Below are 19,003 nucleotides of genomic sequence, written 5' to 3'. Positions count from 1 at the left end.
AAGAGTGTCGTATAAAAGCAAAACGGCCCGGAGGCGCTCTCCGGGCTGTTCTTATGCCGACTATGTGCGCTTCAGGCGGGGCGCCGGTGGTCTTCGCCGCTGCGTTCGGCGCCGTATTCCGGGACCAGCAGGCTGAGGAGGCGAAGGGCTTCCGATGTGTCGTGGCGGCGGGCAGCCTCGATCAGGGCCGAAACCTGCTTGTCGAGCAGGTCGCCAGTGGCGGCCTGGCCGGTGACGCGGTTGACGCCGTCGACGCCGGTGGGCTCGAGCGTCTCGTGCGAATAGGTCAGCGCTTCATGGCGTTTCTCGCCCTTGCGCATGCCCATCGTTGTGATCTCGATATCGACGCCGGGCACTTTACCCTTCAGGCGGATCATCGTTTCGGCCAGCTGGCGGATGGCGATGGGCTCGCCCATGTCGAGGACGAAAAGCTCCGCATGTTCCTTCTCACGCTGCAGCGCGGCGGCCTGCAGGACGAGGGCGGTCGCTTCCTCGATCGTCATGAAATAGCGCGTCGCTTCGGGATCGGTGATGGTGACAGGACCGCCGGCAGCAATCTGGCTTTCGAATAGCGGTACGACGGAGCCGGAGGATCCAAGCACGTTGCCGAAGCGCACCATCGCGCCGGCCATGCCGGCTTCTGCAATAATCCGCCCAAGGGCCAGTTCGGCGAGACGCTTGGTGGCGCCCATGACGTTATCGGGTGCGACGGCCTTGTCGGTCGAGATGAAGACGAATGTGCTGACGCCGGACGCCGCTGCGGCGCGCGCCACGGCAACGGCGCCGCCGACATTGGTGAGGATCGCTTCGCAGATGTTCTCTTCCATCAGCGGCACGTGCTTCAGCGCGGCGGCATGGATGACCAGGCTGGGCTTTGCTGCGCGAAGATGCCGGCGAGACGAACGGTGTCGCGCACGTCGCCGAGGTGGGATTCCAGCGGCAGGCAGGGATGCTGGACCCGCAGGTGATAGTCGATCTGGTAGAGATTGAACTCCGAGGAGTCGAGGATCGACAGCGAGGCAGGGGCCTGACGCGCGACCTGCCGGGCGACTTCCGAGCCGATGGATCCGCCGCCCCCTGTGACCATCACACTGGCGCCTTCGATCAGCTCACGGACGGGGGCAAGGTCCAGCCCGCGCTCTGGACGGGCCAGCAGATCGGCCGGGCGGACCGGCGCGAGGGTCTGCGAGGCACTGTCATGGCCAAGCGACATGATATGGGCGCCATGTCCGGATGCGATCTCGAGTACCCGGTTCATCGTCGCGCGTTCGCGGGCCGGACCCGTGACCGCGATCCAGGGCGTGGTGCCATAGCGAAGGGTGAGGATGTCGATGATCTCGCCGAGATTGAGCAGGCTGCCCATGATCGGCAGGCCGCGGACGGCGCGGCCATGCTCTTTTGCGTCCACTTCGATCAGGCCGAGGACGCGCAGCGTGGCGCCGTCGCCAGAGGCTTCGATGCGGCGCAGCACTTCGATCCAGCTGGCCGGATCGCCGACCAGCAGCACAGCCTGGCCGTGGCTGGGGATGCGCTGGAAGATCCGGAAAGGGGCGTTGGTCGTGCGGTATCGCGCCACCATTCGGCCGGTGAAGGCGGCGGCAGTCCACAGGAAGGTGGCGACCAGCAAGGCGGGCAGCGGGTCCACGAGGCGGCCGTTGAGGGCGACCATGACCGGCAGGTAGAGGACGACAGCGAGCGCAATGCCCTGCAGCAAGCGGATGGCGTCCGGTGCGCCGATATGGCGCCACACCTGGCGGTGGACACCGCCAATCACGAGGCCGGCGGCGGCCGCCAACATGAAGGCGCAGCTGGCCAGGATCCAGGCCCTGACCTGGAAGGTCGGTACGTCGGAATCCGAGATCAGGATGGCGATGTGGGCCATGGTCATCGCGACGCCGGCCATCGCGACGTCGAACGAGAGGGTGAGAGCCATTGCGCGCCGGGCGGCGTCTCTGGATTTCACGGCCTCTACTCCCCTCACTGAATCGCCGGAGCGATTTCCCCTCTAGTGCCACCGAAGGCGCGTCAGGAAAACCCCGGTTACATTGCGAAACTGTAATCCGTTGCGGGAAAGGGTCGTCCCTGCTCGAGGCTGGCACAGAAGCCACAGTTTGTGACGTAAACTGGAGGTTCCCTCAAGACGTCGCCTCGGCCCGGTTCTTCAGGGAATGGTGGGCCCGGAGGGACTTGAACCCCCGACCAGACCGTTATGAGCGGTCCGCTCTAACCAACTGAGCTACAGGCCCCTGAGAGCGTCGTTTAGGCGCCGCACGGGCGCCTTGCAACGGCCTTGTTCGGGCCGGAAGAGAGGCGTACGGCTTCTACCTGTTCATAATGGAGAAAAACCATGAACCGCTCCTTCTTCGCTCTCGCCGCCGTTATGATTGCCGCGGCGCCCGTCGCCTGCGCGCAGATGCCGTTCGCATCGGCGGCGGCTGCTACCCCCATGTTTGCGAGCCCAGCTGCCATGACCGTGCACCCGAATTCGATCCAGCCGGAAACGACGCTCCAGATAAACGCTGAAGCGAAAATCAACCAGGCGCCGGACATTGCCTATATTACCGCCGGCGTGACCGAGGAACGCGCCACCGCCAGCGAAGCCATGACCGCGCAGTCGGCGTCGATGAACGGCGTCTTCAAGGCGCTGCAGAAAGCCGGCATTGCAGCAAAGGACATGCAGACGTCCGGCCTCAGCCTGTATCCGCGGTATGACTATCTGGAAGTGGCGCAGCCCGATGGCTCTGTGCGCGGCGAGCAGAAACTGGCCGGCTATGTCGCCACCAACAACGTGACAGCGCGCGTGCGCAATCTCGACACGCTCGGTGCGACCATCGACAGCCTCGTAAAGGCGGGCGGCAATACATTCTCGGGCGTGTCCTTCGCCATCGAGGACGACAAGGAAATCAAGAACCAGGCCCGCACGCAGGCGATGAAGGATGCGATCGCAAAAGCGGAATTGTATGCTGCGGCGTCGGGCATGCGGGTCGGGCGGATCGTGACGATCAGCGAAGGCTACGAGTATTCGCCCCAGCCGGTGATGATGGCCCGCGCCGAAATGGCGATGGATGGCGGCGCGCCGACGCCGGTGGCCGGCGGTGAGGTTGGCGTAACGGCGAGCGTGAGCGTGCTGTTTGAGCTGGTGAAGTAGGACATAGCCGGCGCCATCGCCGCTGTCGCAATCGAGCCCCTCTCGCCGTAGCGGGCGAGGGGGGCTTTTGTTTCGGGCCCTAGAGGTAGCCTTCCGCCAGAAGGTCTTTCATGTCGACGAGGCCCAGGGGCTCGCCGGTCTCGCCGAGGACGAAGGCGTTGGAGATGCGGTTCTCGCTGAGCTGCTTGATGACGATCTGCATGCGTTCCTCCGGGTCGATGGTTCGCGGGGACTTCGTCATGACGTCGCGCGCGGGGGCGCCTGTCTTGCCGGCGAGCATGGCGCGGCGCAGGTCGCCGTCGGTTACCATTCCGATCAGCGCGCCCGTGCCATCGACGACACCGGCGCAGCCCTTGCGGCCTTCTGAGACAGCGTAGACCACGGCTTCGAAACTGGCACCCGCCTCGATCAGTGGCAGCGGATCCTTCCGCTCACGGACATAATCGCCGGCGGTCTGCAGCGAGCGGCCGAGCTTGCCGCCTGGATGGCGAAAGCCGAAATCCTCGCGTGAGAAGCCGCGCCGCGCCATCAGCACGATGGTAAGCGCGTCGCCGAGCGCGAGGGCCATCGTTGTGGACGAAGTGGGCGCGAGGCCGTTTGGGCAGGCTTCCGGAACGGTCGGCATTTCGAGCAGCACATCGGCAAACCGGCCGAGGGTCGAGTCCCGGGCGCGCGTCATGGCGATGACCGGGATGTCGTTGCCCTTGCAGTAGCGCAGCAGGTCCACGAGTTCGCGGCTCTCGCCGGAATAAGAGATCGCAATGACGACCGAGCCCGGCACCAGCATGCCGAGGTCTCCGTGGCTGGCTTCAGTCGGGTGGATGAAGAAGGCCGGCGTGCCGGTCGAGGCGAGGCTCGCGGCGATCTTCTGGCCGATATGGCCGGACTTGCCGACGCCCGCGACAACGACATGGCGATCCGTCGAGAGGATCAGCTCGACCGCTTCGAGCAGCGTGGTGCCGAGGGAGGCCTCGAGCTTGTCGAGGGCGTCGCGCTCGATGCGGATCACACTCCGGGCGAGGGACAGGTCTGAGGATGCACTCACGGTTCAACGGCTCCCGGCAAGGGTCAGGTCGGCGAGCGGCGTTGTGCGGGAGCCGGGCGGCTTCGGCAAGTCCCCGGGTGCGGGCCCGGTGTCAGCGGCGGCGCGTCTGGCGGCGGGTATACTCGGCGACTTCGGCGGCGGCGGAGGCCCTGGCGGTCTGGCGGGCCTCGTAATCCGAGACTGACAGACCGGCTGCCTTGGCGGCCTGCGCCGTCTGGCGGGCTTCGTACTCGCTGACCGAGAAGCTGGCACCCGGGGCGGGCAGGGCCGGCGAGGGCTGGACCGAGGCAATATCGTCGGCGCTGTCGCCTTCGACGATGACCAGATCGCCCGGCATTTCCTCTTCCGTCGATTCGTCCGCGGCTGCGTTCATCACGAGGTTCACAGGCTGGGCCGTGTAGGCGCTCAGGGGCATCCCGTTGAGCATGGGCTCGGCCGCAGCGTTCGGGTTCGCCGGTGTCTGGATCGACGCCATCACCTTTGTGCCGCGCAGTTGCGGCGAACTGGCGGCCATCGGGCCATTCAACTGAGTGAAGGCGGCTTCGACGAGGTCGGCCACGTGCGCGTTGCGCGACTTGGCGGTGGCGCCGCCCAGCACAATCGCGATGACGCGGTGGCCGTCCCGCTCGGCGGAGGTCATCAGGTTGAAGCCCGAGGCTCGGGTGTAACCGGTCTTGATGCCGTCAACGCCGTCGACGGTGCCAACGAGTTCGTTATGGCCCTTGTAGACCAGGCGGCCCCATTCGAAACGTTTGGTTTCGAAGTAGTGGTAATACTGGGCATGGTTCTCGACCAGTGCGTCGGCAAGCAACGCGAGATCGTAGGCCGTCGACACCTGGGCGGTGTTGGGAAGACCAGAGGCGTTCTTGAAGGTCGTGTCCTTGAGCCCGAGATCGCGGGCCTTGTCGGTCATCTGAACGGCAAACTTGCGCTCGGTGCCGCCGAGGTGTTCGGCGATTACGACAGCGACATCGTTGGCGGATTTCGTGACGAGCGCATAGATGGCGTCCTCGACCTTGATCTTATCGCCCGCTTTCAGCTTGAGGTTCGACGGCGGCTGGGCGGCGGCATTGCGCGAAACGGTCATCCGCTCGTTGAGGGAGACCTCGCCAGCGTTAATCGCGTCGAACAGCAGGTAAAGCGTCATGACCTTTGTCAGGGACGCGGGATACCGGGCATCATCGGCGTTGCGGGCGTGGAGGATTTCATTGGTGTTGGCGTCCATCACCAGCGCCGCGTACTTTTCAGCCTCTGCAGCCTGGCCAACCAGCATCCCGGTGGAACCGACCGCCACAGACAGCGCTGCGGCGCGATACAAGGATAGGTTGAGCAGTGCCATCTAGGCAACCTCCAATACGCTATGCCCCGGACTCCCCGGATACGAACCTAGATTCGGTGAAACCAGTTGACCACACCTTAACGCAGCCTGTCCGCTGACAGTTTTGTAACCGCACCCGAATGAATGCAATCCAAACGCCAAATGCTTAATGTTGCAGCGCACAAAATTTATTGCATCTGCGAGGAAGGTGTGTTATCCAGAGCACACCCTGCAAAAGAAGGATTCCTCCCATGGCCAAGACCACTGCATCGACGGCCCGCGCCAAAGCGGAAGCCCGCCCCAACACCGCCACCACCAAGCAGATCGAAAAACAGTTCGATGCCGGCATGGAGCAGGTCACCGGCCTCGCCAGCAAGTTCACCGGCATGGCTGAAGGCAGCGTGAAAGCGCTTACCGACAGCGCCGTGGCGTCGACCGAAGTCCTCCGCGAAATCGGCAACCGCAATGTCAGCTTCGTCACCCAGGCGATGGAACAGAGCGTCGAGCTGACCCAGACGCTCGCCAATGTCCGCGACCCGCGCGAAATGTTTGAGCTTCAGTCGGCTTTCGCCAAGTCGATGTTCTCGGCCTACACGACCGAACTGACGGCTCAGACCGAGCTTTGCGTCGCTGCATGGCGTAATGCTGCAAAACCGTATATGTCTTCCTTCGCAAAGTAATCTCGGAGTTGGGCAGGCCGCGCGCGGCCTCCCGGCAGTAGAGTGCGAACGTAGAGTTTAAGGGCTGGACCTTCATGGTCCGGCCCTTTTCGGTTTGGGGCTTGCCCTGATTGTCCCGGCGTCCGGCTTGCGACTCGGGAGCGTCCGCCACACAATGGTTGCAGGCGGCGCGGGGCAGGAGCCAGGGGATGACGGTTTCTGACAGGCAAGGGCTGGAGCTGACCGGCGCGTCTGCGCGCGCGGCGGCGCTGTTTGACGAGGCGGTCAGCCGTTTTGCGCATTTCTGCGGCGATCCGCTTGAGCCCCTGCGCGAGGCATTGGCAGACTCGCCCGGGTTCCCGATGGCGCTGATTGCCAAGGCGTGGATCTACGCGATGTCCACCGAACCTCAGGCGACCGCTTCAGCGCGCCGGATGGTTGAAGAACTGGCCGAGATGCCGCGCGGGCCCCGCGAGGACAGCCACATGCACGCCCTGAAGCTGGCGGCGGCAACCGAGTGGACGGCGGCGTCCCGGGCGCTGGACCTGCACAACGCAACCTACCCTTGCGACCTGATCGGCCTGCTGGCTGGCCATCAGTCGGATTTCCTCACGGCGAACGCGCGCAACCTGCGCGACCGGATTGCACGGGCGCTGCCGGCCTGGGACGGCGTCCCGGGGCGCTCCTTCCTGCTCGGCATGCTGGCCTTCGGGCTTGAAGAGATGGGCGACTATCGCCGCGCGGAAGCAGCCGGTCTCAAGGCGCTGGAGGCCGACCCGGACGACAGCTGGGCGCACCATGCGGTGGCGCACGTGCTGGAAATGCAGGGGCGCGCCGCCGAGGGGCGCGATTTCATGCGCAAGCGGCGGGCCCACTGGGCGCAGCCGGAGAACTTCCTGAAGGTCCATAACTGGTGGCACCTGACGCTCTTCCACCTTGAGCTTGGTGAGCCGGAGGCGGCGCTGAGCCTTTACGACGAACAGGTGCGCGGCGAGCCGACGACGGTGGCCCAGAACCTGGTCGACGCCTCCGCGCTGCTCTGGCGGCTCCACCTTCTGGGCGTCGATGTCGGCGAGCGCTGGGACGAGCTGGCGGATACCTGGACCCAGCATGCGGACGGAAAGTGCTATCCCTTCAATGATGTGCATGCCGCGCTCGCCTATGTCGGTGCGGGGCGTCGCAGCGATGCGACCGACCTCGTGAAGGTCGCCCACGAGGGTGACATGCATCACGAAATGAACCGCTGGATGCGGGAGACCGGCACGCCGATCATCGACGCGCTGCTTCTGTTTGACCGCGGGGAATACAAGGCAGCCATTGAACCCTTGCTGTGGGCACGCCAGATATCGGGCACGTTCGGCGGCAGCCATGCGCAGCGCGACGTCATCGACTGGACGCTGACCGAAGCCGCAATCCGGGGTAAGGTCGTGCCGATCGCGCGGGCGTTGGTCCAGGAACGGCTGGCCCTTCGACCTGACAGCCACGTCAATCTCGCCTTTGCCCGCCGCGCGGGCCTGCGCCCTCACTGACCAGACAGGACCAACCGCCATGCCGGATTTCATCAACTTCAAGACGCTGACGCGGCCCGGAAGTCCCAACACTGCTTTGCTGGCGCCCGCAGGTTTCACGCCGGACGCGGCGCCGGACGGCGCGGCGCCTGTCTACGACCTGGCCCCCGGCGAGCTCTACATGCGCGCCCTCCGGCTGATTGCCGACAAGCGCGACTGGCAGCTCGGAGAGCAGGATGCCGGCGCGATGCGGCTGAACTTTATCGCGGTCACCCCGTTGATGCGGTTCAAGGACGATATCGATCTCGCTGTACTTCCGGTTGCCGGGCAACCGGGCAAATCGACCTTCGCGGCTTACTCAAGGTCACGTGTCGGCTATTCCGACCTGGGCGCCAACCGGAAACGTCTCGAGGCGCTGGCGACGGCGCTTCAGTCGCCTTGAAAGCGGGCACAGCTGTGATCAGGCGCCAATTGCATCTTCATTCTCCTGCAGGAACGTATATCTTGTCTCCCATGAACATCGTTTTTGACCCGATCCGGATGGCGGGCCCGCCGGCGCCCGGCGCACCTGGCGGCGGCGCTCCGGGCAGCGGTATGCCCGGCGACGGCGATGGTACGGGCTTTGACCTCGCCACCGAAACCCGCGTCCGCACCAAGAAGCCCTCGCTGTACCGGGTGCTGCTGCTCAACGACGATTACACGCCGATGGAATTCGTCGTGTTCATCCTGGAGCGGTTTTTCAATCGTTCACGTGAACAGGCGACCCGGATCATGCTTCATGTGCATCAGAAGGGTGTCGGGCTCTGCGGGGTCTATACATATGAGGTTGCCGAGACCAAGGTAGCTCAGGTGCTCGACCTTGCGCGCCGCCACGAACATCCTCTCCAGTGCGTTATGGAGAAAGACGACTAGACTACCCATATGAATACCAACGACACCTAGAAACACGACCTTCGAAAAGGCTCACACCTTGCCCCGTCTTTCCACCTCCCTCGAAACGGCTCTTGAAAAGGCTCTCTCGCTCGCGTCCGAACGCGACCACGAGTACGCCACGCTGGAGCACCTGCTGCTGGCCCTCACGGAGGACGAGCACGCGCGCGACGTGATGGGCGCCTGCAAGGTCAACATCGACGAACTTCGCGCCGACCTGACGCGCTATATCGACGAGGAGCTCTCCAGCCTCATCGTCGATGGCAGCGACGGCCGGGTGCAGCCGACCGCCGCGTTCCAGCGCGTCGTGCAACGCGCGATCCTGCATGTCGAAAGCTCGGGCCGCGAGGAAGTGACCGGCGCCAACGTGCTGGTGTCGATCTTCTCCGAGCGCGAAAGCCATGCGGCCTACTTCCTGCAGGAGCAGGACATGACGCGGTATGACGCGGTGAACTACATCTCGCACGGCGTGGCGAAACAGCCGGGCATGTCGCGCCCGTCGACCCCGCGCGGCGCGGAGTCCAACGAGGAAGAACCCGTCAAGCAGGGCCACGAAGCGCTGGACACCTATTGCGTGAACCTCAATGCGCGGGCCCGGGCCGGCAAGATCGACCCGCTGATCGGCCGCGACATGGAAGTGAACCGCTGTATCGAGGTCTTGTGCCGCCGCAACAAGAACAACCCGATCCTCGTGGGCGATCCTGGCGTCGGCAAGACGGCAATTGCCGAAGGTCTGGCCAAACGCATCGTTGACGGTGAAGCGCCGGAAATCCTGGACGATGCGATCATCTGGTCGCTCGACATGGGCGCGCTGCTGGCCGGTACGCGCTATCGCGGCGACTTCGAGGAGCGCCTCAAGTCGGTCATGAAGGAACTCGAGCAGCAGGAAAAAGCGATCCTGTTCATCGACGAGATCCACACGATCATCGGTGCCGGCGCGACCAGCGGCGGCGCGATGGATGCGTCGAACCTCCTGAAGCCCGCGCTGCAATCGGGCGGCCTTCGCTGCATGGGCTCGACGACGTTCAAGGAATACAAGCAGCACTTCGAGAAGGACCGCGCCCTGTCGCGCCGGTTCCGCAAGATCGATGTGGTTGAGCCGACCGTTCCGGATACGATCAAGATCCTCACGGGTCTGAAATCGAAGTTCGAGGATTTCCACGGCCTGAAATACACCAACGATGCCATCAAGTCGGCGGTCGAGCTGTCGGACCGCTACATCACGGATCGCAAGCTGCCGGACAAGGCCATCGACGTAATCGATGAGGCCGGCGCCGCGCAGTGGCTGCTGCCCGCCTCGAAGCGCAAGAAGCAGGTCGGAATCCGCGACATCGAAGCCGTGGTCGCCAAGATCGCGCGCATTCCGCCCAAGCAGGTGACGTCGGACGATGCCGCGTCGCTGAAATCGCTCGAGAGCGACCTCAAGCGGGTCGTGTTCGGCCAGGACGAAGCCATCGTGGCCCTGTCGGCAACCATCAAGCTGGCCCGCGCCGGCCTGCGCGAGCCGAACAAGCCGATCGGCTCCTACCTGTTCACTGGCCCGACCGGCGTCGGCAAGACCGAAGTCGCCAAGCAGCTCGCCTCCATCATGGGTGTCGAGATGTTGCGCTTCGACATGTCGGAATACATGGAGCGTCACACCGTCAGCCGTCTGATCGGCGCGCCTCCGGGCTATGTCGGCTATGACGAAGGTGGTCTGCTCACGGATGGTGTAGACCAGCATCCGCACTGCGTGCTGCTGCTCGACGAAATCGAGAAGGCCCACCCGGATCTCTATAACATCCTGCTGCAGGTCATGGACAATGGCGCGCTGACGGATGCCAACGGCCGCAAGGTCGACTTCCGGAACGTGATCCTGATCATGACCACCAATGCCGGTGCGTCGGACGCGGCGAAGAACTCCATCGGTTTCGGCCGCGGCAAGAAAGACGAGGAATCCGACGAGGCGCTGAAACGCCTGTTCACGCCGGAGTTCCGCAACCGCCTCGATGCGACGATCGCCTTCGGCGGCCTGACGCCGGAAATCATCGACCGGGTTGTCGAGAAGTTCATCCTGCAGCTGGAAGTCCAGCTGGAAGACCGCAACGTCTCGATCGAGATCTCGAAAGCAGCTCGCGAATGGCTCGCCAAGCGCGGCTTCGATGCTGACATGGGCGCCCGCCCGCTGGCCCGGACGATCCAGGAATACGTCAAGAAGCCGATGGCCGAAGAGCTGCTGTTCGGAAAGCTCCAGAAGGGCGGTCTCGTGAAGATCGGCCTCGACGAGAAAAAGGACGAGCTGACCTTCAAGTATCTGGCCGAACCGGCGAAGAAGAAGAAAGCCACCAAGGACGAAGCCGAAGAGCCGGCGAGCTAGGCTCCCTGCGTCCCGTCCGTTACAAAGGGCCGTCCCGCCGGGGCGGCCCTTTTCGCTTTTGGGGCGGCGCCTTTCCCTCAAGTCAGCGCTCGCCAAGCCGCACCAATCGGCTAACGTCCCTGACAACAACGGGAGGAATTCATGGCAGTGCAGGGCAAGTGCGATCCGAAATTCGCGAAGGTGAAGGAGGAGTTCGAGCGCAGCTTCGCCGAGCGAGGCGAAGTCGGCGCGAGTGTCTGCCTGTCTGTGGGCGGCGAGACCGCAGTTGACCTCTGGGGCGGTTTTGCAAACCCGGAGATGAAGGATCCATGGCAGAAGGACACGATCTCGATCGTCTTCTCCTGCACCAAGGCCGCCGTCGCGCTGTGTGCTCACATTCTGGTTGACCGGGGGCAACTGGACCTGGCCGCGCCGGTGAAAGCCTACTGGCCGGAATTCGCCCGCGGCGGCAAGGAAAAGACCACCGTCCAGATGATGCTGAACCATGAAAGCGCGCTGCCAACGCTGCGCGATCCGGTCAAGCCGGGCGGCTTTGCTGACTGGGATTACATGGCGGGCCGGATGGCTGATGAGGAAGCCTTCTGGGAAGTCGGCGCCCGCAACGGCTATCACATGATCAATTTCGGCTGGACGGTTGGCGAACTGGTGCGCCGCGTGTCCGGCAAGTCGCTCGGCGCCTTCTTCCGCGAGGAAGTGGCCGAGAAGACCGGTGCGCGTTTCTGGATCGGCCTGCCGGAGAACGAGGCGGTGCATATCGCGCCCATCCGCCAATATGTTCCGAAGCCGGACGATAAGCCTTCCGAGTTCGTTATCAAGCTGATGACCGATCCGGACTCGATCCAGCACAAGTCCTTCCTCAATACCGGAGGCTGGGACTTCAACGACCGTAAAGGGCAGGCCGCCGAGATCGGCGGCGGGGGCGGCCTGTCGAATGCCCGCGGGCAAGTGGCATGGTACACGGAGCTTGCGACGAATTCCGGCAAGCTCGTGTCGGCCGACCGCCTCGCTGCGATGTCGATGGTGTCGACCGCGACGCAGCGAGACGCGACGCTCCTGATCCCGACGCGCTTTGCTTCCGGTTTCATGAAGTCGATGGACAACCGCAAGGGCGGCTTCGGACCAGGCACCAGCGCGATCATCGGCGAGAAAGCCTTCGGCCATGTCGGCGCCGGCGGCTCAATCGGTTTTGCCGATCCCGAATGCGGCCTCGCCTTCAGCTACACGATGAACCAGATGGGCAACGGCCTCCTGCTCAACGAACGCGGCCAGAGCCTGATCGATGCGGCGTACACGGCGCTCGGCTACCGCACCAACGCGCCGGGGGCATGGGTGCGCTGACGCTTCAGCCCTTGGCGAAACGGATTTCGCCGGGGGCGAGCCCTTCAAGGGTCCATTCGCCGACCTGCGCGCGGATGAGGCGCAGGGTCGGGTGGCCGATCGCGGCGGTCATGCGGCGCACCTGGCGGTTGCGCCCTTCGGTGATGGTGAGTTCAATCCAGCTGTCGGGCACCGACTTGCGGAAGCGGATCGGCGGATCGCGCGGCCAGAGGTTTTCCGGCTCCGGGACCGCGCGCACCCTCGCCGGGCGTGTCATCCCGTCCTTGAGCTCCACGCCGGTGGCGAGTGCCTTGAGGGCCGCTTCGTCCGGAATGCCTTCGACCTGCGCCCAGTAGGTTTTCGTGAGGCTGTGCTTGGGATCGCTGATGCGCGCCTGGAGCGGGCCGCTGTCTGTCAGCACGACCAGGCCTTCTGAGTCATAGTCGAGCCGTCCCGCCGGATAGACGTTCGGTACCGGAACGAATTCCTTCAGCGTGCGCTTGCCGCTGCCTTCATCCGTGAACTGAGACAGGACGTTGAAGGGCTTGTTGAACAGGATGATTTTCAGTTGACGGCCTCGTGCAGGGTCTTGAGCGTGGCAAGAAGGTTCTCGGCCGCTGAGAGGGCAAGGCAGCTCGGTGCATCGCACAGGGCCTTGTCGGGATCAGTGTGGAACTCGAGGAAGACGCCGTCCGCGCCAGCCGCCACGGCAGACTTCGCGATGATCGCCACGCCGTCGCGCCGCCCGCCCGTGGAGGCGCCGCCGGTGCGCGGATCGGCGCCGGGCAGCTGCACCGCATGCGTCGCGTCAATCGTCACCGGAACGCCGAGCTTCTTCATCTCCGGAATCGCCAGCATGTCGACGATCAGGTTGTTGTAGCCGAAGCTGACGCCGCGCTCGCAGAGGATCACGCCGACGTGCGGCGCGACTTCGCCGATCTTCGCGATGATGTTCCTCGCGTCCCACGGGGCCATGAACTGCGCCTTCTTGGCCTGGATGAGCGCGCCGTGCCTGGCGGCAGCTCCGGCAACGGCGATCACCAGATCGGTCTGGCGCACGAGGAAAGCCGGAAGCTGTAGGATGTCGGCGACTTCGGCGACAGGCTCGGCCTGATCAGGCTCGTGCAGGTCGGTGACGATCGGCACTCCGAGCTTTGACTTCACCTTGGCGAGGATCTTCAGCCCGTCCATGCCGGGGCCGCGATAGGATTTGATCGACGAGCGGTTCGCCTTGTCGAAGCTTGCCTTGAACACGTAGGGCAGGCCGAGGCTGGCGCAGATGCGCTTCAGTTCGGTGCCGACCTCCAGGGCAAGGCCTTCGTCTTCCAGCACATTGAGGCCGGCGAGCACGGCAAGAGGCTTGCCGGTGCCGATGCTCCAGCCGGAGGCCTTGTGGGTGACGACGCGCATGGGGCGGCTCCTGTTTGCTTGGGCTGCCATAGCGGAAAAACGCTGCGGCGCAAAAGCCCGGTCAGCACAGGTCCAGAATCATCAGGTGCGAATCAAAGAAGCCGCCCCGATCAAGGAGCGGCTTCCGTGAGCCCATGGGGCTGTCAGGTCCGGGCCGCGTTGCAGCGACCCTTCGAATCTCTAGGCGCTGGTCAGAGGCTGCTCCAGCCAGACACCATAGGACACAGACCCAACGGCCTCACCTGGTTTCTCACTCGACATGGATCACCTCCTTTCACGCGTGCGATGCGCACGGCCTTTTGCGCCGGACCATCCGGCGCTGTCCCGAGGTAAGCATGATTTGCGCCAATGTGAAGTTAACATCGTGGTGATCGCTGCCTGGATTGTGGCGACTGCACAAAAAACGCCCGGGCGGCCTTTATGGTGCGCCCGGGCGTCAGTGAGCCTCAAAAGGGGTAGACAGAGGCCTTGTGTCAGTCTGCGGCGATGGCGCCGATCACGAGGCCGAGGATGGCGCCGGTGGCGACCGAGGCAAGGATGGCGTCACCGCTGTCATTGTCGCGAACCCAGTGGTAGCCTCTCGGCGGATCGTAGAGGCCGTAATGGTCGTAGTCGTGAATGTAGACCGTGCGGCGCGGGCCATAGCTGTAATAATGGCCCACATCATAGCGTGGCCGGTAGCCGGAATAGTAATAGGGGCCGTAAGAGCTCCCGTAAGTGACGGTCACCGAGCTGCGCGGATAGTAATCGTAGGCCGGACGGTAGACGACCACCGGCTTGTGGCGGCGATAGTCGTAATAGTCATGGTCGCGACGGTCGCGGCGATAGTCGCGCCGGTCATCGCGGCGGTGATCCCGGCGATACTCGTGGTAGTCGTCGTCATCATGACGTTCCCAGCCGCCGCGGTCGCCGCGATCCCGGTCGGCCTGGGCCACGGGGGCTATGACGAGGCTGGCGGCGGTGACCGCTGCCACGAAACGGCTAAAGTGCTTGATCAGGGACATCGTGGGGACGGGCCTTTCCTGTAAACTGCTCGGCCGGTGTGACGCCTGCGCTGGACTAAGGGCGCAAACACCGGTTTCTGGGGTGAATGTCTGCCCCTCCGTCTGAACTCTGGCTGAACAGGTCCTTCAGGTTTCTCCGATGAGCGAGTTTGGCGACCTGCGCATTTCGGACAGCCTCACCGTGCCGGCATGGGAGATCAGTGAGGCTTTCGTTCGCGCCTCCGGGCCTGGCGGGCAGAACGTGAACAAGGTTTCATCTGCCGTGCAGCTGACCTGGCAGGTGGCCGCTTCGTCCCTGCCAGCAGCCCTGAAGGAGCGGTTCCAGAAGCTCTATGCCAGCCGCATCACGGCCGACGGCCGGCTGATCCTCGAAGCCAGCGAGCACCGCAGCCAGGTCCAGAACCGGCAGGCTGCAAGGGCCCGCCTTGCCGAGATGATCCTGAAGGCGGCTGCGGCCCCCAAGCGCCGGATCAAGACCAAACCCACCGCCGGCAGCGTGCGACGCCGCATCGCCTCCAAGAAAAAGCGCGGCGAAGTCAAAGCCCTGCGCGGCGGTGTCGGTGACGAGGACTAGGCCGGGTCGGTGCGGACTGCCCGGCTTTCCCGGACCGCGGTCAAGATGTCGGCGAGCGATCGTCAGATGCCAGCGTCCGGGCGCTGGTCCTTCTTGGCAATATAGAAGCCATAGCTGACATAGGCAGAGAATTCTTCGTAGAGGGCAATTTCTGCCTCCTCTGACGCGACGATCGCGCGCGCTGTTTCAGAACCTGCATGGCGTGCAAGGAACGGCTCGAACTGTGCCTGCAGCGGACGGTAATAATTGTCGGTCCAGCAGCGCTCGGGCAGCGCAAAATACCCGAGCGGAGCGTAGCCATGGGCCTCAAGCACACCAAACTTGGCTGACGCGGTCGCAACCTCCGGATACTGACTATGCCAGTGCTCCGTGAGCCTTGCGGGTCTCTCGCCGGTCAGCCAGGTAAGTTCCGAAACAGCGAGAATTCCGCCTGGCTTGAGGAAACGCCGCCAGGCTCTGACGCCCTTCTCGAAACCGATATTGTAGATGGCGCCTTCCGCCCAGATTGCATCCAGTGATCCACGTTGGAAAGGCAGCTCACCCATCCCGGCACGGAGCGTCTCGACCCGGGATGCGAGACCTTCGGCGCCCGCACGCTGCGCGAGCGCCTTGAGGAAACCGGGCAGGAAGTCGACAGCGACGATGTGCGCGTCGAGCTCTTTCGCGAGCACGAGCGTCGATGCGCCTGTGCCACAACCGATGTCGGCGATCCTGAGCCCTGTCCGGCCAGCAAGGCCCGACAGGCTGACCGCGAGGCGTGTCTCGGCTTCGCCGCCAGGGCCCTGGCGCATCTGCCGTTGATGCAGGTCTGAAAGGAGTGCGATTTCATCCATGGGGCTTCACCCTCGATTTGCATGGGCTTGCAGGCTGCCTGGGCAACAGGCCGGGCTGATCGGTAGCGCCCGCGGCCTGTCCGATCAAGCCATCAGGACCTGCCTATCGCCTGAGACCGGCTTCACCTGCTGCGGTGAAACTGGCGCGAACGGGTCCCGCGTGCCCTGCGTTCCTCGACTGCTCCGGCCCTGCGGGATACGTTTTCAGTCAGGTCCGTTCACGGATCAACACGCCCAGTCAGCTTAACGGAGAGCGGGACGGTCCTTCTTTGCCAAAAAAACACGCGGCAGTCCCGGACTATGCAGAAGGCGGCAATCGGTATCGTCCCAGGCGTCGCCTGCACCGGAGCGGGCCTGAAGCTTGAACTGCGCCGCATTCCGCGTGACAGTTGAGGCGCTCCGGCGGCCAGCCGGGTGGTTGTGAAGAGGTGATGTCCCATGACCGATGATCTGGTCTCAACTGAATCCGTCATCGAGCTCAGGATCGAGAACATAGCCCTCCTGTTCGATCCGCTGGACCCCTTTCCGACGCCTTCACGTGACCTGTCAAAGACAGCCGAAGACTTCATCGTGGAATGGGCGAGGGAATTGCCCCGCCGCAACCCGATACGGCTCATCCTGCATATACCCCAATCCGGACAGCAGGACCTTTCGCAGCTGCAGGTGGCATTCTCCAATCATTTCCGCCAGCGCGCCCGGCGCGTCAAAGGCGACATAGACGAACTCTTTGGCGTAGGACGAACATCGCTGATGATTGGGCTCGCAACGCTGATAGCGTGCGTCCTCGGCGGGCAGGTTGCAGTCATGCTTCTGGGGAGCGGCTCTGCGGCACGCATCCTTTCGGAAGGCTTGATCATCCTGGGATGGGTCGCAAACTGGCGCCCGCTTGAGATATTCCTCTATGGCTGGTGGCCACTGGCACGCCGGAGAAGGCTTTTTCAGCGTCTGGCCGAGATGCCTGTCGAAGTGTTGACCGCCTGAAGCGAACCCGCCGTCTGTGGGCAGAACCCTTTTGCGTCAGAACCGCGACAAGTCCCGCTTCGGAAGGCTGGCCGGCCTGCTATCATGGCTCAAGCCGGGCGGGTGATGCCGGCAGGTTCCGATGCGGATTGTTTCGAGCGCGCAAGTTCCCCTCGGGGTATCCGGGAAAACACTGATGCCATCTTCGTGGTTCCCGCGCCATCAAGGTGCGGTCATCCGGCCCGGCCGCAGCAGTCGGCCGAGGCATCCCCGACAGATGGCGGAAGAGCGGTCAGGTTCCTCGCGCTTGCGGCGTATCGAATGGCATTGGTTAGGCCAGCGGAGTAGGCTGGCGACCTGTTCAACGATCCCGGTCCTCTTCACTGAATTTGGGAGTCTCACCACGTGCACCGGACCATCAGTGAAGATCCGGACACCGCCTGTTTCGATGTTCGTGGCCTTCGGCGGACCTACGGGAAGGGGCCCGCAGCCGTCGAGGCGCTGCGCGGGGTAGACCTGCAGATCCCTGAGCGTGAACTCGTCGTGATACTCGGCGCTTCTGGCAGCGGGAAATCGACCTTCCTGAACATCATTGGCGGGCTCGACCAGGCCACAGCCGGTGAAGTCCTGTTCCGCGGCTCAGACCTTTCAGGAGCTTCGTCCGCTGAGCTTACCGAATATCGCCGCCGGCATGTCGGCTTCGTGTTCCAGTTCTACAATCTCATGCCCAGCCTGACGGCCTGGGAAAATGTTGCCCTGATCACCGAGATTGCCGAAGCGCCGCTCGCTCCGGCCGATGCGCTTGCACTCGTGGGCCTGGGCGACCGGATGGACCATTTTCCGGCGCAGCTGTCGGGGGGCGAGCAGCAACGCGTTGCGATCGCCCGGGCTGTTGCCAAGCAGCCCACGGTTATGTTGTGCGACGAACCTACGGGCGCGCTCGATTCTGCGACCGGCGTGAAAGTCCTTGAAGCCCTTGTCGACGTCAATCACAGCATTGGCGCCACAACACTCATCATTACACACAATGCCAGTGTCGCTGAAATTGCTGACAGGGTCGTTGTCTTCGCGGACGGCAAGGTGCGCGAGACCAGGGTGAACGCCGCGCCAATCAGTCCAAGGAACATCACATGGTAGGGCGATCTTCCTCGTCCGGTTCAGTCGGGATGCTGGATCGCAAGATGTTTCGCGACTTCTTCGGTATGCGCGTCCAGGCAATTGCAATTGCGCTGGTAATCGCTGGCGGGGTCTCGGTGCAATTGCTGTCATCGGGACTTGTAACCTCCCTGGAGGAAACGCGGCGCGCATATTACGAGCGCAACCTGATGGCCGATGTCTGGGCGCCCGTCGTGCGGGCGCCTCGGGGCGAGATCGACAGCCTACGGAAAATTGCAGGTATTCAGGCGATCGAGGGACGACTCCGGTTCGGCATCCGCATCGATATGCCGGCCAGCCAGGCTCCGGTGCTGGGCGAAGTCATCTCGATCCCGGAATCGCACGAACCCTCGGTAAACCGGCTGCATGTCTCCCAGGGACGCCTTCCGGCCAGCGGACGACGGGATGAGGCCGTTGTGCTCAAGCGATTTGCTGAAGCGCACCGTATCGTGCCGGGCGATCACATCTCGTTCATCATCCGTGGGCGCCAGGTACAGGTGATGGTCACCGGCCTCGTGATGTCACCAGAGCATGTATATGCGATTGCCCCTGGAGAACTCGTGCCAGATGAAAAGCGCTTTGGCGTCCTGTGGATGGGCGACCGGACGCTTGCCGAACTCGCCGGCTGGGAAGGGGCTTTCAATGAGGCCGTACTCCGGCTGTCGCGTGAAGCAAGCGTGCCGGACATCCTCGGGCGGCTTGACCGTGAGCTTGCCGCCTATGGCGCGGTCGGCGCGTATGACCGCAGCGACCAGGTTTCGGACGCATTTGTATCCAGTGAAGTCG

16 protein-coding genes, 1 tRNA gene and 2 pseudogenes are annotated in these 19,003 nt (G+C 63.8%); 11 read left to right on the top strand and 8 right to left on the bottom strand.

The genetic code is table 11. The annotated features are described in order from the left end of the window. Positions 1–71: 71 nt before the first annotated feature. A pseudogene (locus Q0C17_RS15300) lies at positions 72–1,087 on the bottom strand (polysaccharide biosynthesis protein). Between the two features lie 1,082 nt (positions 1,088–2,169). Continuing rightward, positions 2,170–2,246: transfer RNA gene (locus tag Q0C17_RS15295), tRNA-Ile, on the bottom strand. Positions 2,247–2,347: 101 nt separating this feature from the next. Here Q0C17_RS15295 and Q0C17_RS15290 point away from each other — a divergent pair. Continuing rightward, a complete protein-coding gene (locus Q0C17_RS15290; RefSeq protein WP_291208107.1) occupies positions 2,348–3,148 on the top strand; it encodes an SIMPL domain-containing protein in 801 nt (266 codons plus the stop codon). A 79-nt stretch (positions 3,149–3,227) separates the two neighbouring features. On the opposite strand, the gene Q0C17_RS15285 is transcribed toward Q0C17_RS15290, so the two are convergent. After that, positions 3,228–4,193, bottom strand: a complete 966-nt coding sequence (locus Q0C17_RS15285) for a KpsF/GutQ family sugar-phosphate isomerase (protein WP_291208105.1) — start codon at positions 4,191–4,193, stop codon at positions 3,228–3,230. Between the two features lie 91 nt (positions 4,194–4,284). Beyond that, positions 4,285–5,532: a D-alanyl-D-alanine carboxypeptidase family protein gene (locus Q0C17_RS15280; RefSeq protein ID WP_291208103.1), complete on the bottom strand. Its 1,248-nt coding sequence runs from the start codon at positions 5,530–5,532 to the stop codon at positions 4,285–4,287. Positions 5,533–5,762: 230 nt separating this feature from the next. Between Q0C17_RS15280 and Q0C17_RS15275 the strand changes: the two genes are divergently transcribed. The 6 genes from Q0C17_RS15275 to Q0C17_RS15250 all read left to right on the top strand — a co-directional run bounded on the left by Q0C17_RS15275 (position 5,763) and on the right by Q0C17_RS15250 (position 12,302). Next, positions 5,763–6,191, top strand: coding sequence for a phasin (locus tag Q0C17_RS15275; protein ID WP_291208101.1), 429 nt, complete (start codon positions 5,763–5,765; stop codon positions 6,189–6,191). A 188-nt stretch (positions 6,192–6,379) separates the two neighbouring features. Then, a complete protein-coding gene (locus tag Q0C17_RS15270; RefSeq protein WP_291208099.1) occupies positions 6,380–7,699 on the top strand; it encodes a tetratricopeptide repeat protein in 1,320 nt (439 codons plus the stop codon). A gap of 19 nt (positions 7,700–7,718) precedes the next feature. Continuing rightward, positions 7,719–8,120: a DUF1499 domain-containing protein gene (locus Q0C17_RS15265; RefSeq protein WP_291208097.1), complete on the top strand. Its 402-nt coding sequence runs from the start codon at positions 7,719–7,721 to the stop codon at positions 8,118–8,120. Positions 8,121–8,272: 152 nt separating this feature from the next. After that, positions 8,273–8,590 carry an ATP-dependent Clp protease adapter ClpS gene (gene clpS, locus Q0C17_RS15260; RefSeq protein WP_366914848.1) on the top strand — a complete coding sequence of 106 codons (318 nt, stop codon included), beginning with the start codon at positions 8,273–8,275 and terminating at the stop codon, positions 8,588–8,590. Between the two features lie 58 nt (positions 8,591–8,648). Next, positions 8,649–10,964 carry an ATP-dependent Clp protease ATP-binding subunit ClpA gene (gene clpA / locus Q0C17_RS15255; RefSeq protein WP_291208095.1) on the top strand — a complete coding sequence of 772 codons (2,316 nt, stop codon included), beginning with the start codon at positions 8,649–8,651 and terminating at the stop codon, positions 10,962–10,964. Between the two features lie 141 nt (positions 10,965–11,105). Continuing rightward, a complete protein-coding gene (locus Q0C17_RS15250; protein ID WP_291208093.1) occupies positions 11,106–12,302 on the top strand; it encodes a serine hydrolase domain-containing protein in 1,197 nt (398 codons plus the stop codon). 4 nt (positions 12,303–12,306) lie between these two features. On the opposite strand, the gene Q0C17_RS15245 is transcribed toward Q0C17_RS15250, so the two are convergent. From Q0C17_RS15245 to Q0C17_RS15235, 3 genes are all read right to left on the bottom strand, one after another. After that, on the bottom strand, positions 12,307–12,849 hold the full coding sequence (locus tag Q0C17_RS15245; protein WP_366914847.1) for an rRNA large subunit pseudouridine synthase E: 543 nt from the start codon (positions 12,847–12,849) through the stop codon (positions 12,307–12,309). Then, positions 12,846–13,691: a 3-deoxy-8-phosphooctulonate synthase gene (kdsA, locus tag Q0C17_RS15240; RefSeq protein WP_291208089.1), complete on the bottom strand. Its 846-nt coding sequence runs from the start codon at positions 13,689–13,691 to the stop codon at positions 12,846–12,848. Before kdsA ends, Q0C17_RS15245 begins: the two co-directional genes overlap by 4 nt. Positions 13,692–14,164: 473 nt before the next feature. Continuing rightward, complete coding sequence (locus tag Q0C17_RS15235) at positions 14,165–14,695, bottom strand: RcnB family protein (protein ID WP_291208087.1); 531 nt, start codon at positions 14,693–14,695, stop codon at positions 14,165–14,167. A gap of 139 nt (positions 14,696–14,834) precedes the next feature. Between Q0C17_RS15235 and arfB the strand changes: the two genes are divergently transcribed. Continuing rightward, positions 14,835–15,269: an alternative ribosome rescue aminoacyl-tRNA hydrolase ArfB gene (gene arfB, locus Q0C17_RS15230; RefSeq protein ID WP_291208085.1), complete on the top strand. Its 435-nt coding sequence runs from the start codon at positions 14,835–14,837 to the stop codon at positions 15,267–15,269. Between the two features lie 62 nt (positions 15,270–15,331). Here arfB and Q0C17_RS15225 read toward each other — a convergent pair whose 3' ends face one another. After that, the gene (locus Q0C17_RS15225; protein WP_291208083.1) at positions 15,332–16,102 is read right to left on the bottom strand and encodes a class I SAM-dependent methyltransferase; all 771 of its coding nucleotides are present in this window, start codon (positions 16,100–16,102) and stop codon (positions 15,332–15,334) included. A 438-nt stretch (positions 16,103–16,540) separates the two neighbouring features. Here Q0C17_RS15225 and Q0C17_RS15220 point away from each other — a divergent pair, with 438 nt between their 5' ends. From Q0C17_RS15220 to Q0C17_RS15210, 3 genes and pseudogenes are all read left to right on the top strand, one after another. Beyond that, positions 16,541–17,083 carry a hypothetical protein gene (locus tag Q0C17_RS15220; protein WP_291208081.1) on the top strand — a complete coding sequence of 181 codons (543 nt, stop codon included), beginning with the start codon at positions 16,541–16,543 and terminating at the stop codon, positions 17,081–17,083. Between the two features lie 384 nt (positions 17,084–17,467). Beyond that, positions 17,468–18,199: an ABC transporter ATP-binding protein gene (locus Q0C17_RS15215; protein WP_291208079.1), complete on the top strand. Its 732-nt coding sequence runs from the start codon at positions 17,468–17,470 to the stop codon at positions 18,197–18,199. A 44-nt stretch (positions 18,200–18,243) separates the two neighbouring features. Further along, positions 18,244–19,003: pseudogene (locus Q0C17_RS15210) on the top strand (ABC transporter permease); the annotation flags it as partial.

Origin of the sequence: Hyphomonas sp. (genome assembly GCF_022844445.1) — a bacterium.
Taxonomy (GTDB): Bacteria; Pseudomonadota; Alphaproteobacteria; order Caulobacterales; family Hyphomonadaceae; genus Hyphomonas.
This window is presented reverse-complemented; position numbering and strand designations above follow the sequence as displayed.

Coding starts and splice junctions, on each gene's coding strand:
- Q0C17_RS15270 (WP_291208099.1), top strand. CDS start 6,380: ATGACGGTTTCTGACAGGCAAGGGCTGGAGCTGACCGGCGCGTCTGCG.
- Q0C17_RS15220 (WP_291208081.1), top strand. CDS start 16,541: ATGACCGATGATCTGGTCTCAACTGAATCCGTCATCGAGCTCAGGATC.
- clpS (WP_366914848.1), top strand. CDS start 8,273: ATGCCCGGCGACGGCGATGGTACGGGCTTTGACCTCGCCACCGAAACC.
- arfB (WP_291208085.1), top strand. CDS start 14,835: ATGAGCGAGTTTGGCGACCTGCGCATTTCGGACAGCCTCACCGTGCCG.
- Q0C17_RS15250 (WP_291208093.1), top strand. CDS start 11,106: ATGGCAGTGCAGGGCAAGTGCGATCCGAAATTCGCGAAGGTGAAGGAG.
- Q0C17_RS15225 (WP_291208083.1), bottom strand. CDS start 16,102: ATGGATGAAATCGCACTCCTTTCAGACCTGCATCAACGGCAGATGCGC.
- Q0C17_RS15235 (WP_291208087.1), bottom strand. CDS start 14,695: ATGTCCCTGATCAAGCACTTTAGCCGTTTCGTGGCAGCGGTCACCGCC.
- Q0C17_RS15265 (WP_291208097.1), top strand. CDS start 7,719: ATGCCGGATTTCATCAACTTCAAGACGCTGACGCGGCCCGGAAGTCCC.
- Q0C17_RS15290 (WP_291208107.1), top strand. CDS start 2,348: ATGAACCGCTCCTTCTTCGCTCTCGCCGCCGTTATGATTGCCGCGGCG.
- Q0C17_RS15275 (WP_291208101.1), top strand. CDS start 5,763: ATGGCCAAGACCACTGCATCGACGGCCCGCGCCAAAGCGGAAGCCCGC.
- Q0C17_RS15280 (WP_291208103.1), bottom strand. CDS start 5,532: ATGGCACTGCTCAACCTATCCTTGTATCGCGCCGCAGCGCTGTCTGTG.
- kdsA (WP_291208089.1), bottom strand. CDS start 13,691: ATGCGCGTCGTCACCCACAAGGCCTCCGGCTGGAGCATCGGCACCGGC.